General features: G+C 58.0%; 12 protein-coding genes. 8 read left to right on the top strand and 4 right to left on the bottom strand.

Going from position 1 to position 14,978, the window contains the following annotated elements; translation table 11 throughout:
• The first annotated feature begins 296 nt into the window (after nt 1-296).
• The 3 genes from X265_RS12175 (at nt 297) to X265_RS12165 (ending at nt 3,084) form a co-directional block, all read left to right on the top strand.
• Nucleotides 297-1,397 (top strand): helix-turn-helix transcriptional regulator, encoded by a 1,101-nt coding sequence (locus X265_RS12175; RefSeq protein ID WP_128965034.1) that lies wholly within the window; start codon nt 297-299, stop codon nt 1,395-1,397.
• A 73-nt stretch (nt 1,398-1,470) separates the two neighbouring features.
• Nucleotides 1,471-2,460: a dienelactone hydrolase family protein gene (locus X265_RS12170; RefSeq protein WP_128965033.1), complete on the top strand. Its 990-nt coding sequence runs from the start codon at nt 1,471-1,473 to the stop codon at nt 2,458-2,460.
• A 126-nt stretch (nt 2,461-2,586) separates the two neighbouring features.
• Complete coding sequence (locus X265_RS12165) at nt 2,587-3,084, top strand: lipocalin-like domain-containing protein (protein WP_128965032.1); 498 nt, start codon at nt 2,587-2,589, stop codon at nt 3,082-3,084.
• Between the two features lie 888 nt (nt 3,085-3,972).
• Here the strand turns inward: X265_RS12165 and X265_RS12160 are convergent.
• On the bottom strand, nt 3,973-4,587 hold the full coding sequence (locus X265_RS12160; RefSeq protein WP_128965031.1) for a PEPxxWA-CTERM sorting domain-containing protein: 615 nt from the start codon (nt 4,585-4,587) through the stop codon (nt 3,973-3,975).
• A gap of 194 nt (nt 4,588-4,781) precedes the next feature.
• Between X265_RS12160 and X265_RS12155 the strand changes: the two genes are divergently transcribed.
• Both X265_RS12155 and X265_RS12150 read left to right on the top strand, forming a co-directional pair.
• A complete protein-coding gene (locus X265_RS12155) occupies nt 4,782-5,381 on the top strand; it encodes a response regulator transcription factor (RefSeq protein ID WP_128965030.1) in 600 nt (199 codons plus the stop codon).
• Nucleotides 5,300-7,156 carry an ATP-binding response regulator gene (locus X265_RS12150; RefSeq protein ID WP_164938536.1) on the top strand — a complete coding sequence of 619 codons (1,857 nt, stop codon included), beginning with the start codon at nt 5,300-5,302 and terminating at the stop codon, nt 7,154-7,156. Before X265_RS12155 ends, X265_RS12150 begins: the two co-directional genes overlap by 82 nt.
• A 266-nt stretch (nt 7,157-7,422) precedes the next feature.
• Here the strand turns inward: X265_RS12150 and X265_RS12145 are convergent, their stop codons facing one another.
• On the bottom strand, nt 7,423-8,235 hold the full coding sequence (locus X265_RS12145; RefSeq protein WP_164938535.1) for a PEP-CTERM sorting domain-containing protein: 813 nt from the start codon (nt 8,233-8,235) through the stop codon (nt 7,423-7,425).
• A 219-nt stretch (nt 8,236-8,454) separates the two neighbouring features.
• Here X265_RS12145 and X265_RS12140 point away from each other — a divergent pair, with 219 nt between their 5' ends.
• A complete protein-coding gene (locus X265_RS12140) occupies nt 8,455-9,621 on the top strand; it encodes a hypothetical protein (protein WP_128965027.1) in 1,167 nt (388 codons plus the stop codon).
• Between the two features lie 387 nt (nt 9,622-10,008).
• Nucleotides 10,009-10,314, top strand: a complete 306-nt coding sequence (locus X265_RS12135; RefSeq protein ID WP_128965026.1) for a hypothetical protein — start codon at nt 10,009-10,011, stop codon at nt 10,312-10,314.
• Between the two features lie 1,205 nt (nt 10,315-11,519).
• Here the strand turns inward: X265_RS12135 and X265_RS12120 are convergent.
• A complete protein-coding gene (locus tag X265_RS12120; RefSeq protein ID WP_128965024.1) occupies nt 11,520-11,963 on the bottom strand; it encodes a hypothetical protein in 444 nt (147 codons plus the stop codon).
• 941 nt (nt 11,964-12,904) lie between these two features.
• On the opposite strand from X265_RS12120, the gene X265_RS12110 reads away from it, so the two are divergent.
• Nucleotides 12,905-13,531: a helix-turn-helix domain-containing protein gene (locus X265_RS12110; protein WP_128965022.1), complete on the top strand. Its 627-nt coding sequence runs from the start codon at nt 12,905-12,907 to the stop codon at nt 13,529-13,531.
• On the opposite strand, the gene X265_RS12105 is transcribed toward X265_RS12110, so the two are convergent.
• Nucleotides 13,515-14,861, bottom strand: coding sequence for an IS5 family transposase (locus X265_RS12105; RefSeq protein WP_128963208.1), 1,347 nt, complete (start codon nt 14,859-14,861; stop codon nt 13,515-13,517). The genes X265_RS12110 and X265_RS12105 overlap by 17 nt on opposite strands.
• Nucleotides 14,862-14,978: the final 117 nt, after the last annotated feature.

The following is a 14,978-nucleotide window of genomic DNA, read 5'->3' as shown; positions in this document are numbered from 1 at the left end:
TTCGGCTGTCCGGCTTGGCTGTGGAGCCACTATTTTGTGCAAAATGGACTGGAGGAGCCATATTGCCCCCTTTCAATTTTAAGGAAATCGCTTCGCTAAGATCCTTCGTCCGATCCGGTCTTCACCAGCCCCACAAAGACAATACAGAACAATCGAAAAGGACGCGTCATCCGTTCGGTTGACGCCGACACGGCTTCCGCTGTGCGAGTGTTCTGGTACTCTAAAAAGGGATCATCGCTCCCGATCGCCTGCGGTATGTGGGGGTCTGTTGATCCGGAGGCGTGGGTCGATCGAAAATGCCCATTGAACCCCTCTCAGAGACCATTCTGACGATCTACGAGAGCGCCTTGGCATCGGAGCCGTGGTTCGGCGCGCTGCACCGGCTGGCAGCAATTAGTGGGAGTTCCGGTTGCAGGATCGTGATCGACAACGATGAAGAGCGGCTCGTGTTCTCGGTGGAGGCGGGTTGTGAGCACCGCATTTCTTCCTATCCGTCTCGAGCAGAGCCAGTAAGCTCCCGCGAAGTCGAGTTCATCACCCCGGGCGAGCCAGTCGCTCAAAGCCAGGTGGCCCCACACATCACCATCGGCAGCGCCGAGCCATGGCGAGATCAAGATATTTTCGACACACTCATGGTGGTGATGCCGACGGGAGAGAGCAGCAGAGCCATTCTTGAAGCCGTTCGGACGGACGAACGCTACACGGATGGCGACTTGGCCCGGATGCGCATTATTGCTCCGCACATTGCCAGGGCGGTACGCATGTTCCGCAGCATAAACGCAAAGCGCCTTGCTTCGGAGATGTTCGAAGCAAGTCTCGAGGCTCTAAGTACGGGCGTCTACTTCATTCGCGCCGACGGTGGGGTGGCGTATTTGAATCGCGTGGCGCGGGACCAGGTCAGGGCCGGCAAAGTCCTCCGGCTCAAGGAAGGCAGACTCGTCGCTACCGACCAAAGGGGTCAGGACTTGCTTACGGCCGAACTGCGCGAGATCGAACGGGATTTCAAGCCGGTGCGACGGCCTGGTCGCGCCATAGCGCTGTCCGATGGGGCAGGTTCGGGGTTTATCGCTCATGTTGCGGCGTTGTCCGTGGGCGCGCGCGCTGCGCGTCACTTCACAGCAATGGCGGCGGTTTTCGTTCAGGATCCGGTCAAGGCCGTCTCGCCGGCCAATGCTGCTTTCGCGAGGCTCTACGGCCTCACGGAGGGGGAGCTGCGCGTCCTTAACGCGCTCCTCCCGGGGCTCAGCCTATCAGAAGCGGCAGCCCTCATGGGTATCAGCGAGGCTACGGTCAAAACCCACTTGCACCGGATCTTCAATAAAACGAAGACGTCACGGCAAGCCGAGCTGATTCACCTGCTGATGACCTCTACGCCACCGACAACACTCGCCCAATGAAGGGGCCGTCCGCCCAAATGTCGGGCATGACTTCAGAGGATGAGAAGTCTTAAGAGCATCGGAGGGACGAGCTATGAAGGTCCGTTGCCAAGGCGCTGCAGTTATTGCTCTAATCGCTTTCTCGTCATCTGCTCCAGCCACCGAGATTGGGGTGAGAGATTTCGCCGCGCGAACCGAGCTTCGATCGATTCAGACATTGACGCTGACCGATCGGCAGTTTCTTACAGGCGATACGAGCGGCACGCCAACCACTCTAACCGGTGAGCTTCGCATCGCGCAGGGGACTGGTCGCCTGCCGCTCGTCGTGCTCCAGCATGGCTCTGGCGGCTTCGCGCCAAAAATCGAATATTGGTCAAGAGAGCTCAATGCAGCCGGGATCTCGACATTTGCGCTCGACGGATTCACTGGGCGCGGGCTAGCGGAAGTGAACAGCAACCAAGCACTGCTTGGTCGCCTGAATTTCATCCTCGACATTTATCGTGCACTCGAGGTTGTTGGCCAGCACCCGCGCGTCGATCCGCGACGCATCGCTCTCATGGGCTTCTCGCGGGGCGGTCAGGCCGCGCTGTACGCCAGTCTGAAGAGGTTTCAACGGATGTGGAATAGGTCTGGTCTGGATTTTGTCGCCTATTTACCGTTTTACCCCGATTGTATGACGAGCTACATCGACGACGGCGACGTTGAGAAGCGGCCCATCCGGATCTTCGCCGGTACATCTGACGACTACAATCCGGTTTCGGCGTGCAGAAGTTACGTGGAGCGGCTCAGGAAAAACGGCCAGGATGTCGAGATGACCGAATGCCAGAACGCATCGCACGCGTTCGATAATCCGCTCGGCGCTCAGCCATCCGCACTCGCTCCGACCTATGAGAGTGTGCGAAAATGCAGGATTGAGGAACGACCCGGCGGGCTTCTCATCAATGCCGAGACCAGCCAGCCCTTCAGCTACAAGGACGACTGTGTTGCACACGGCCCACACCTGGGCCACGACCCCATGGCCACGGAATGGGCAACTGGCACAATCAGGACATTTTTAAAGGACGCATTCAAGCTCGATCGATAAATTTGTACCAGCACACTCGCTTACCAGCAGCCGCTTCTTTTGCTTGACGGTCTGAACGACGGCAAAGTTTGCCTTCACGTACTCAGGTTTCGTAGCCGATGTCATACCTATCACCAGGAGGTTCGCATGACCCGAAGAACGTTGCTCCTTTTGCCGTTTCTGATGGTGCTTGCTTCAATGTACGCCGTAGCCGACGAAAATCCGTTGCTCGGGACATGGAAGCTGCAGTCGTTTGTCCGAGAGGTCGCTGCCAGCGGTGAGCGTTACAACCAACTGGGCGAAAGACCCGACGGCTATCTGAGCTACGCAGCCGACGGCCGGATGTTCGCGTTTTTTGTATCGGCCGATCAGCCACGCCCGCGCGCCGAGCCCAGCGATGAGGAGCGGATCAAACTGCACAAGGGGATGTTGGCTTACGGCGGCACTTACACGCTATCACCCGGCAAAGTGATCCATCACATTGATATCGAGTGGGATGGTCGCCGACTTGGAACGGATCAGGTTCGTTTCTATTCTGTCGGAGACGACAAGCTTATCCTCAAGACCGAAAGGAATAAAAGTCCGATTGACGGGCGTGAAGGAGTTGGGATTTTAACGTTCGAGCGCGTCAAGGGGCAGCCCTAGAGTTTCCTCCCGGTCTTCACTCGAAGAGACCTCTCGAAGCGCGCCGGCTCGGATGGAACTGTTCTTTGCGCCTAATGGTTTCGCTGCTGATCTGCTGATTGGACATGCCTTCGAAGGTATGGTCCAAAGCGGCAATTGAGAAATACCCGCTATTCCGCCGCCGCCGCGCCCTGGGGCAGACACCCACGCGCCGATCCGCGAGAACCGTCTGTGGGTACACGCCGTAGCTATGGCTGCGCCTCAATGAGTCGGCGTCCTCGAACTTCAGAAAAATTCTAAGCAAGGCTCACACCGCGATGAGTTTTTGACAGGCAACAAAGGCCGAATGCCGACAAGATGGCGAAGGACGATTTGCCCAGAGAGCACACGCACGTCTCTGTCGAACGGAGTAGCGATCAGCCTTCTTCAATCCCAATGACATGATCGCTTGATGATGACGTTGCCCGAAATCTTTCCGCCGATGCAAGTCATCTTGCGCCCGCATGGGTGCACGCCGGTGCGAACCTCTCCTGTCCGGAACTCGCCCCAATTCCAGATCGTCTTAGATGCTAAGAACGGGTCCGCGGGGCACTGCTTTGCCTCGACAGACCAGGCAAGGCCGGCGAACATACCTACAATGATCAACCCAATTGCGCGCATCGAGGAGCTCCAACGAAGTGGAAGCGAAATAGCTCGGCTTGTGTGAAGCCTCCAGCCGTAGTTCCGCATTATCGAGGGCGTGGCCCACCTCGGGAAAAGAGTGAGCCTTGTTCGTTAGATTCGTTAGAGCGCCGATCCGGCCAATGACTGTGTTGCAGCACCAATAGCCATCGTCTGCGCAACCATCTATGTGCCGCACGGGAGTGCACAACCGGCATGCAAAAGCAGCCAAGCGTTGAAGCAGCAACCCTAAGCCAGCTGCGATCGCGATTTTCGCCGATTAGCTAGACCGACGAGACCTAGAAAACCCACCATCAACATCGCCCACGTCGACGGCTCCGGTACAGCGCTCGTCATCGGAGTGACGTCAAGAGACACTCCTCCCGTGTTGTCGTTATAGGGAAAGTCCGCGACGCCAAAAGTCACCGGAGTTGCCGCGGCGAGGGAAAACGTTATTGGATTGGGGGCCGGCGTTGACAGACCTCCATTAACCTGCTGATCCAGCGGGCTCGTCGTATACGCCGTGAGCGCTTGGGTCGCCGTGGAGAAGTACGAGCTGCTGGGCAACAGATATTGCGTTGTATTACCGTTGAAGGAGATCGTAAATCGGTCGGTCCACCCTTGAGCGCAGTTTGCGCCAGTACCGTCACAACCTGACACCGTCCCACCTGACCAGGGATCCCAAGCATCGTAGGCGCCTCCTGCGGCAGTGCCGATCAGCTGAACCTGGTAGGTTCCCGCGGCAAGTATAATGGTGGTGCCAGCAGGGTTTGTTGCGTCGTAATTGACAATCGAAGCGTGAGCAGAGGAAGCCATGGCTGCTCCACCAAAACCAATACAAAAGAAAATCGCCGAGAGCCTCATGGAAATTTCTCCTGCTCCATGTTTTCGTGCAAGCGGTCTACCTGCGCCGATCGCCAGGGCTGGCTATTTATGCCTCCCTAAGGCACGGTACCCCAGCAGGGTGCAATTGATTGTTGCCGCCGTCTATCTATCGATATCGACAGATGCAGTCGCAAATTCTGCGTTTGGTTTTTCATAGGAGATAGGTAAGTTCCATGCGGACGATGCTGTTTGTAGACGACCACCCGATCTATCGGGAGGGGCTAAAACGCGCTCTCTTCGAGCTGGTCCATGATCTTGATGTTGTTGTCGCTTCAGGCACCCAAGAGGCGCTGCAACTCGTAGACGCAAGGGCCGATATCGATCTGATCCTAGCCGACTACCGGCTAGCCGATGGAGACGGCATATCGATTTTGCGTACGGTCGCTCCTAGCCATTGCGATGTGGGTCTCGGCATCCTGTGTGCAGACGTCACCTCGGACCTCATTGCGCGTGTTAAGAAGCTAGGTGGCGTTGCGTGCTTGTCCAAAAATCGAGATGTTACTCAATTGGCATCTGCAATCGAAACGTTGTTCGCCGGCGGAATGGTCTTTGACGAGAAGGAATTTACCAGCGCGCGTGACGGCTCGCTTTCAATTCGCAGACAGGAGATTGTTCTTCTCGCAGCAGGTGGGTACCTTGATAAGGAAATTAGTGAACGGCTGAACATTTCAGAGAGCACGGTGAGAAACCATTGGCAGCACATTTTCGCGCAGCTTGGCGCAAGCAACCGAACGGAAGCGGTATTCAAAGCGACCCGTCTCGGGCTGATCTAGTTCATACTAAATTCGATGCGGTCGCTGCTGAGCGAATCCGCGCACTGTATCGTCCACACACCAGCCGATTCTTCTTTTTGGGATTCTCAACACTGGGAGCTATTCTTGTCGCGCTCCTATGCCTCCATATTGGTCGAGCCGATTGGATGCGCGTGTTGCTTTGGCTTGGCGGAATCGCCGGCGCCGACATTTGCCTTTCATTGCTTGACCGCAGTTTTCGCCACAACGCGCCGAAAGACAACCAACTATTGAGTTGGGCTTGGGCAAGAGCAATTGCGTCAGGCGCAAGGGCTCTTGCCTGGAGCTCGGGTCCCATTCTGATGTACCAGCATGGCGATATCGTCTCGCTGATAGTTCCTCTATGGGGGATCATTAATCTCACGGCTGCGTCTGCCTATACGGCGGCGCCTTTCCTACCTTCGCTGATCGCAACTGGGCTTGCTGGTATACTACCGGCGGCTTGCTGGCTGCTGGCCCAAGGCACGGATGTTACACGTCTGGGAGCTGCTTTGCTTCTGCTCGCACTTCCCTTCGTTGGGTTTCTTGGTGTGTTAGGACGCCGCAATATTACCGCGCTGATCGAGGGCCGATTGGAGCTCGCTGGATTGCTCGAGCGACAGCAATTGCAGACTAGGCTAGTCGAAGACGCTATGACTGAGCGCACTCGGTTCTTCACCTCTGTCAGTCATGATCTGAAGCAGCCCCTGCAGGCGCTGAGTTTATATGCTCCTCTACTACTGAGCGCGAAAGATGACGGCTCGCGTCGCGATATCGCCACGCGAGTGATCGAATGTGTAACGACCCTTGAGCGCCAGTTTAGCGCGATATTGAAGGTCGCCGACATAGACGCGAGTTTACGTCAGGCGCGCCCCGCCCCTATTTCACTACAAGCATTGTTCGTCCGGTTGGCGGACCAATTCCGCCCTGATGCAGAGGCGAAAGGATTGCGTCTGAAGACCGTCCCGACCAGCCTGTGGTGCTGGGCGCCTTCAGACCTGCTCGAGCGAGTTCTGCTCAACCTGCTTTCGAACGCTGTGAAATATACCCGCCAAGGAACGATATTGCTGGGCGCGCGCAAGATCGGCCGTGCCGTCCGGATATGCGTCGTCGATACTGGGATCGGGATCTCGCAAGAGGAACAGCTGAAGATATTCGATGAGTTTTATCAAGTCGGCAACAGCGGCAGGGCACGTGAGCTTGGGTATGGGCTTGGCCTCTCGATCGTCCGGCGTCTATGCACAGGCATGCAGTGGCCGGTCGCGTGCAAATCAGCTGTTGGTCGCGGAAGCTTATTCAGCGTCGAGGTGCCCCGCGCAGAGAGGGCTCCTCGAACTCCAACCGGACTTGATGCCTCAACTGATCTTCAGAGCACTATGACGCAGAAGGTGGTCATTTTTGAAGACGATGCGCTGGTGGAGGATGCGCTGACTAGATTGCTTACCAGTTGGGGCATTTCAGTTGTGAGCTGTCGTAACGAGATGGAATTGCTTGAAGTTCTGCAGTCCTCGCCTCCAGATGCCCTGCCCCATGTCCTACTGGACCATCGTCTCGGAAATGGGGCGACGGGACTCGACCTCGCCGATCAGGTCGGAAAATCCTTTGGCAATCGAGTTCGTCTCACTCTGATGACGGCAGAGACCGATAAAGCGGTGATGGACGGAGCAGCTCGCCGCAACATCGTCGTTTTGCGCAAGCCGATCAAGCCGATTCGCTTGCGTGCCATTCTGCGCGCGCACACTGCCGGAGCAAACATAAAGCGCTGCGACCCATCGTAGGCGTTGCCGCTGGCGCAGCTACTTAACCTATGCCGCCTCTCATTACTCCGTTGACGTTGGCATTTGTGCTTCAGCTTAAAGGCCGCAAAGCTCGACGACCACCCATAAACGCGATCTTCGCGCCTGGGAATAACTTAGCCGGAAGCGGGCAACTTCATCGACCGCGGTCGACAATGCCATCGGGTTCAGCTCCGTCGCAGTTAGGTCAAGTCGCTCAGCAACAACCTGCTAGGTGTTGAACTGGCGCCAGTGGCAAGTCTTGCCGCTTACACACTTCTCCGTGCATAGCCAGCGCCCGAGCGACAATAACCGAAATAGCCAAGGCCGGCCAATCCGAGAAGCATCATTGCCCAGGTCGAAGGCTCCGGCACGCTGGAAATCGACCATGAAAAGGCGCCGTTCATATAGCCGGAATAGTTTGCGTCCTGGATAGAGAGGCCTCCATTGCGGAGGATGAAATCCTCGTCGCCCTGGATAGCTATCGTATAGAACCGACCGGCCCGGACGGCTCCTTCGAAAATTCCCGACTCGGTAGGATTGAAAAGGTCGGGTTGCGTGTATCCGGTGGCGTCGGCACCAGTCCAACTGATCGTCCAGCCCTTGAGGCCAAATCCATTCCCGCTGACCAGCCTGATGTCCCAATTCATCGCAAAGATGGCGTCGCTGGTGGCTCTGAACGTATACGACCAATCGTTCACCTCGAGCTTGTGCGACAGATCCGCGACGGCGGCATGCTGCGGATTCATGAAATGCCAACCGTAATTGCGGAAGAAAACCGAACCGTTGTCCGCGGAATTCCAAGTCGCAACCGCGTTTCCCGAAGCTGTGACGAATTCGGGCCCGAAAGTCGCCCGGGCAAGAACATTCGTAGCCAGCGTTTTCGGGGTGCCGGTCCAATGCTCTCGCTGAAGATCCCTTGCTCTATCTCCGTTAATGGATGCGTCTGCGACGGCGTTCAACACCCCATCGAGCGCGATCGTCGCGCCAGCTGGAACATCGGACGACATCCAGAGCAGCAGCGCGGCAGCTGCGCACACATATGATCTGATCCGCACGATCGTTAGTCTCTTCACTTGCACGACAATCTCTCCAATTCGCGATGTCATCCATGAAACCCATCGGCACGGTAGTGGGCCCGCACCTTGGAGTGGCTACACAACGGTCAAGCCTGACCACAATTATAAATTGCACTCCAGATCATGAGAATCCTACAAAGCAGGCGCTGCGGGCCGAAAAGGCAGAACCAGCGAGCGAGGCCAAGGCCGCCGCTCTTGCCCGCACGGAAAAACGCGCTACCAATGCCTTGGCAGCGCGATTTAGTTGACTGGCTGGAGCGCTTCAATGGAACAAACCTGCACAGGGGCGGAGCAAGCCGCAACGTCGGTTCATCTGCGTGCGGCAGCTTCGGTCGCGGAACTCCAATTCCGCCCAGGGCCTGTACGGGATTACCGCCGCAGCGCGGGATGAGCCGCGTCTTTCCCGACCTTGCGGATATCTCAGGCGAAGCTGAGCGTCGCGTCGAACACCCGAATTTCGACAAAGCTATGCTCGCCTTCTGCCGCGGCCTAGCCGACTTCCACTCCGTTGCGCTGACCCGGCGGGCCGGCATCGTCGATACCGTGACTTGGGCTGTCGCACTGCTGGTCCTCTATCTCGACGAGCACGCCCCCGAGAGCGCCCACGCGAGGAGGCTGGTTGCGATTTGCGCGGAAGGACAGCTTGCTGGAGCCACGGCCGTCCGAAACGCGATTGCGTTGCTGCGGCAGGGTGGCATGCTTGTTTCCGACGAACCGGTCACGCCCGGACCGGCGCATCGGTTGCGTCCGACGGCGGCCCTCATTGAGACGATGCAGGACAATCTCTCGATCCGCTTTTCCGCCCTCGAGCCCGTGATCGCCTGGCCGAAAGCTCCCGCCGAATGGGCACGCACGCCTGGCGTGCTGTCGGGTTTCGTCCGAGGCAATGTCGAGGCCTACCGGCGCGAGCATCACATTCTGTTCGAGCCCCTCCCGGAGGTGCGCATCTTCATGGACCGCCATTGCGGGTACCACATCTTCATGGAGATCCTCAGTCACCTGGAGATTACAAGGCTGGGGGCCTCCGGCGTCGTTTCCCTGTCAGATGTGAGCGACAAGTTCGCAGTCTCGCGTGCCCATATTCGCAAACTGTTGCGGGCGGCGGCCGACCGAAACTGGCTGAGGTATGAACTCGGCGGACAGGTCACAATCGGCGCTCAGTCGCTTGCGCGATACCGCCTCTGGTTCGGGCACGAATTCACCTGGATCTATCGCGTCGCCGGCAGCGACTTCTCAGCCAACCAGAGCAACAAGATGGCAAGCTCAGTCGATCACCAACAGATCGCAGCGGAAGACGTACAACCCGGTCAACGCGGCGTCGGTTCGGCGCTTCGACGGGACACCGATGAAGGGTGCGAAAGTGCTCAGGGCGAAGTCGGGGAAAAGTGAGGAGCCGGGTCTATCGATGCTGCTCGCGCGAGCGATGGCTGACCTGGCTGGGAGCCAGATCCAAACTCAAGGCATTGCAAGCTCGTCGAGCACGTAAATTTCGTAGATTATCGTGATCCCTCGCTCGCCAAAACCTACATACGCGTGGACTTGCCAGAATTTCCCGGCAATCATCAAATTCTTGTTGGCAGAAGCGAATTATCTTGGCATGCTTCTGTGACCGGGGCTCGCACGCTCCATTCACCTCTGTTTAAAACTCGGTTTCTGAACTAACGGCAACGCTGCGGCGGGCGTTTCAAGGCCAGATATTAGATCACTCTATTGAACTCCTGAGGTCGCCTTTAGATGGCCTCTTCGTTGAGCATTCCATTCCGCGGGGAAATTGCAATGGCAAAACCACCCGTTTCCCGAGATGCTTTTCGTGGATTATTCGCTTTCTACGCAGCGAAAGCTCATCACGACCACAAAGCCGAAGGAGAGGAGTGCCTTTTGAGGTTGTTCGGGTCTGCGGAATACATTCCTGACCGACTCTTGCAGCAATGGTCTGAAGCAGCTGATCTAGTCGGGCCAGAAATCGTCGGTACTGTAGTGGAGCCGCGCGCCCATGAACTCGCGAGCGGTGGGGCGCGGTACGACCATGCGAGTGATTTTCTGCACGCGATCCTAAGAGACCTCGGGCGAAAACTGCAATGATCCGATGCAAGTTTCCGCGCGGTCCTTGGCGCTCCTCTGATCAAATTGACCGCAATGGGACATCTTCAGCGCCTCGCCCCGATTGGTAGCCCCACGCACCCTGGTAGCGTCGGCTTCCAGCCCTTCGAATGTCAGCGCAAACCGCTCGATGAGCTGCGCCGAACGTTCTGACCGTGCCCATAGATCTGAGGCTTCCGGTATTGGGTGTCTGAGATATGGCGTGCTCCTTGTCTTTGGCGCCCCTAGCCAGCTTCGCTTGCTGATGGGGCAGGAGCACGGCCGGACCATCCCATTAGCCGACCTTCGCTCAGTGGCTCCGTTTGAACCAGCCCATTCTCGTCATTCACTGCTTCTGGTAGTGGTAGCAGCGTGGGGTGCAGAAAATTGAGGAAAGCTGTGAGGGTAACCCTGTATTTCGCATTGCTGTTCATTTGCTGCTCGGCTTCCCAGGCTGCCAACGTCGACCCGTTCTTTCTCGACCGCGGCGTTTACCAGGCGGGAGATGACGATCCCGTCGTTGTGCAGATCGAGGGCGCTAGCGTAGCTCCCTGTAGTCGCTACACTCCTGTTGGGGCAACATGTTATTGCAAGAGTCGCGTCCTCTCAAGCAGTGTAACGACCTTGAGTCATTTTCCCCTTTTGGTCCATCGCGCCAATTCTGAGCACGTCTGCTTTTGATCCGCTTCTCGGGGCAAAGCGGGCGAGAGCTGCAGCTCTCACGGTGAAGCGAGAGCGTTTGTTTGCGTCAGCCGCAGAAACGTCCCCGACTCGCGAAGCTCGATCCAGCCGCGCTCTTGAGTGACATGATGCCAGCGCAAGATTCCTCGCCGCTGCCGCCAATCTTGAGGAACGGCACGTTGACCAGCTCGATGTAGATCCGGCCGTCCTGTACCGGCTCGATGCCGCTGGCCTCTCTCGATGAGCTTGCGGGCCGCAGTGGCGGGGTCGGCCAAGGGATGGGCAGCGGCGTGCCTCATGCGGGATCGATAAGCTGAGTCGCCACGCTGACCAAGCGACTCGCCCTCACCAGCAGCTTCATTAGGAACAGCGGCGAATAGCGCGTTATCGAGCACCCCGCGCGTGCATGGTCGGTCGTCAACATGGTCCTTTCGTGGCCGGTCATGGCTGATGCTCTTGAAGTCGGAGGATTGCGAGTGACTGGTCGGGGCCGCCGGCCATATTGTGCGGACGGTTGGCGGCCCCACTCAGTCCCGATAACGGCAGAATTCGTCGCCGTTATCATATTCAAAGCAAATCTTTACGCGACGGTGGGGGCGATCTTCATCGTAGTATCGAAAGTGGCGATCCATCTCGTCTTCATTGCGCTGCATACGCTGATTCCGACCCATCGTGCGATGATCCATGTCTTCCATCATGCGGCCCATGTGCTGCTGGCGCATGCGGTCCATGCCCATGCGGTCCTCATCGCGTTGCTGCGCCGTCCAGTCCCGCTTCACGCGAGTGTCTTCGGCATTCTGACGGTCCTGCTCGCGAGCCTGGTCCGCCTGTTGTGGCGTGCGCTCTGGTTGGACAGGAGTCGTTTGAGGCTGGTTTGTATCGGAAGAGTTCTCCGATTGTTGTGCGACTGCTGCAGTGGAAGCGAGGCCAGACGAGAGCAGCAGGATAGTGAGCAGAGCTGAAATGCGCATCTTCCATCCTCCGTAATGATGCTGCTTCAACGAGGTGGGGCGGCGTTGGTTTCTACGGGATTGATCAAACATCGGCGGTACAGTAGCGACAGCACCCCCGACCTAATCTTCATCTAAAACATCTCGCCGCTAAGTTGCTGCACACGTTCACGGTGTGGAGCGCGACATCCGAGCGGCTGCGGGATGTGTTGAAGCGCAGTGGCGCGCACCTATGTTGCCAATCGATCGAGAATTCCTCGAGATTTACCTTGAGAACTACCTGAGAGGCGTCGCCTCAAAGACAAGTTGACGAAGGAAATGCTTGAGCGCTCACGGATAGCCATCACTAGGTCGTACCAGTTGCTTGCCCAGCGCGTCCCGTTATCCGGCATCCCGAACCGCCGAAAGAGTGTGGCCGCCTCAGCACCGAGACCTTACGCGTCATCTGGCGAGCTTGGAGACGGGAGGCCGTAGTCCTTCGCCCGCTTTGCCGCGAGCTTGCGATAGGACCGGGCTTGCTGGAGCAACTGCTCCTTGAACGCGGAATCACGCTCGCTACGCGCAAGATGTTCGAGCTGGACAGCCCTTTCTAGATACTCAGTCAGCAACTTCACCGCATGCCCCGCATTTCCAGCGCGGTATTTTCATGCCTGTAGTTCTCCGGCCAACAACAAATGTTAAGGCCGCCTCAGGTGACGGCCTCTTTCATTCTGCTTTGGGCTAGACTTCGCTTCTGCACCTATCGCTAACCTCACGGCAGTGCTGCTTCCCGACCCGGAGCAGACCTTTGCCATTGCCTTTTTCAAAAGCGGCCGAGCGGGCTCGCAACCTAACATTGTCTCTTGGTAACAAGGATCGAAGGTACATCACCCGAATACACTGCCTTTTGCGAGCCAGCGTCGGCAGAGTGGCAGCTCTCATTCCGCGCACGATTGGTTCGATATGTTGGCGGAGCTTGCTCAATGTTCGCGCGCGTAGCGGATCGCCGAAAGCCCAATACAATTGACGATATTGGGTTTGCCAGCGCGTCTCACCAAACCGTAAATCTCGTTGAGTTCACCTACCGAAAGGGCGCCGAAATTTATGGCGAGAACGAGCCTGCGGAGCACATCTATCAGGTAAAGCGCGGCGCCGTTAGAACTTACAAGATGCTGTCAGATGGTCGGCGACAAATCGGAGCTTTCCACTTGATGGGCGACATCTTTGGGCTGAATAACGGGGAACGGCACCGATTTACGGCGGAAGCTGTAGTCAAGACCACCGTCCGCCTGATCGAGAGGAAATCGTTACAAACTGTAGCCGAAGCAGACGCTGTGGTCGCTCGTAACCTGTTCAGCATGCTCACCAGCAACCTTGAGCATGCGGAAGATCATATGCTACTTCCGGGTCGCAAAACGTCGGTGGAGCGAGTTGCCGCCTTCTTGAGCGAGATGGATCGACGAGCAGGGGCCAATACTATGTCTCTGCCAATGTCCCGGCGCGATATTGCTGATTACCTCGGATTGACGCTCGAAACTGTATCGCGCGCACTGTCGCGACTGCATTGGGCAGGAGTTCTTACTTTGTCGTCCGTTAAGAAGCCGATTTGAGCGGTGAGCCGTCGCTGCTGGCGGCGATGAGGGTGGCCAGGAAGAGGCACCAGAGAGCTCTCAGCCATGCGAGGATGCGCCGGAAGTTATGGCCGACGGCGGAGAGGATGACGTTGGCCGCATCGCCGGCGCGGCCTTTGAGGTAGCAGCGGCCGAGGTGACCATCGGCCTTCAGGTGTCCGATGATGGGTTCGATGGCGGAGCGGCGGCGCAGCTCGCGCTTGATGACCCCGAAGACGCCGCGCTTCTGGCCGGAGATGAAGACACGGCGCGGGTTCTGCGCGTCATGGCCGCGGTATCCCTTGTCGACATAGGCCCGCTCGATCGCACAGCCGGTGAGTGTCTCGGTGCGGTCGATGACATCCCGCAAGGTGTGACCGTCGTACGGGTTATCCGGTAGCGCCCTGGCGTGCAGCACGAACAGGCCGCCGGGAGCCCGGCGGTTGTTGGTGACGATGGAGGCTTTGACCCCGAACTCGTAAGGGGCGGCTGCTTTGCCCTTGCCGATGCACTCGACCTCCGGAGCGTGGAAGGAATAAAGCTTCCAGCCGCGCTGGCGCTGCTGCTGCGAGCGGATCTGGGAGGCCCGGCTGAGCGGGAGGACGAAGGCGTTCTCGAGCACGGTCTGACCTTCGATCTTGCGGCGGATATCGCGGATGATCCGGCCCAGCCGGCTGCGCAGGATGCGCAACTGCCGCTGATGCCGCTTGAATTGCTTGGCATGGGCGTAGCGCCCCGCCATCATGGCCGCGGTCTTGGCAATGCGAAGATAGGACTGCCGCAGCCTGACCCCGTGCTTCCTCGCCAGACGGTTGAGCCCCTTGATCGCGGCGTGCAAGAGCTTGGCATCGGTCGGGAAGGTGATGGCCTTCGGCTGCACGGTGGTATCGACCGTGACCCGCTTGAGGTCCTGACTGCGCAACGCGCCGGCCTCGTGCGCCACCCGCAGGCTCTCGGCCAAGAGCAGCTCCAGCTTGTCGCCGAGCCGCTTGCGCCAGTGGCTCAGGTCCGAGCGCTCGTGCGGGAAGGCGTGCTGAAAGAACTCTTCGCCGGTGAAGTACTGGAAATACGGGTCGTGGACCCAGCGCTCGCACACCCCCTCATCGGACAGGCCGTAAATGTGCTTGAGCAGCAGCAGCCCGATCATGAAGCGGGTCGCGATCCCCGGCCGGCCGTTCTCGCTGTAGAGCGGCGCGATCTCGCCGTCGACCCAGTCCCAATCGACCTTGCCGGCGAGCTGAACCAGCTCGTGCTTCATGTTGATGATCTGGTCCAGTCTGGCCCGGAACAGATCGCCAGATCCCGTCGTCCTTTGCTTCTTCGGTCGCATCGCCACCTCCGATGCGACGACGGAATCATGACTGGCGATTCGACGGAATCCTGAAAATGAAATCGCAAGGTTCCGAGGCCCGAAGCATCAAATCCCTGCAATCCCAAAACAGCCCAC

It is taken from the genome of Bradyrhizobium guangdongense (genome assembly GCF_004114975.1).
GTDB lineage: Bacteria > Pseudomonadota > Alphaproteobacteria > Rhizobiales > Xanthobacteraceae > Bradyrhizobium > Bradyrhizobium guangdongense.
The sequence above is the reverse complement of the archived record's forward strand: the minus strand, read 5'-3'. Positions and strand labels throughout refer to the sequence as shown.

Bases quoted from the DNA above. Each gene is read 5' to 3' on its own strand.
- X265_RS12170 (WP_128965033.1), top strand. From the start codon at position 1,471: ATGAAGGTCCGTTGCCAAGGCGCTGCAGTTATTGCTCTAATCGCTTTC.
- X265_RS12160 (WP_128965031.1), bottom strand. From the start codon at position 4,587: ATGAGGCTCTCGGCGATTTTCTTTTGTATTGGTTTTGGTGGAGCAGCC.
- X265_RS12135 (WP_128965026.1), top strand. From the start codon at position 10,009: ATGGCAAAACCACCCGTTTCCCGAGATGCTTTTCGTGGATTATTCGCT.
- X265_RS12140 (WP_128965027.1), top strand. From the start codon at position 8,455: ATGCCTTGGCAGCGCGATTTAGTTGACTGGCTGGAGCGCTTCAATGGA.
- X265_RS12110 (WP_128965022.1), top strand. From the start codon at position 12,905: ATGTTCGCGCGCGTAGCGGATCGCCGAAAGCCCAATACAATTGACGAT.
- X265_RS12105 (WP_128963208.1), bottom strand. From the start codon at position 14,861: ATGCGACCGAAGAAGCAAAGGACGACGGGATCTGGCGATCTGTTCCGG.
- X265_RS12155 (WP_128965030.1), top strand. From the start codon at position 4,782: ATGCGGACGATGCTGTTTGTAGACGACCACCCGATCTATCGGGAGGGG.
- X265_RS12175 (WP_128965034.1), top strand. From the start codon at position 297: ATGCCCATTGAACCCCTCTCAGAGACCATTCTGACGATCTACGAGAGC.
- X265_RS12120 (WP_128965024.1), bottom strand. From the start codon at position 11,963: ATGCGCATTTCAGCTCTGCTCACTATCCTGCTGCTCTCGTCTGGCCTC.
- X265_RS12165 (WP_128965032.1), top strand. From the start codon at position 2,587: ATGACCCGAAGAACGTTGCTCCTTTTGCCGTTTCTGATGGTGCTTGCT.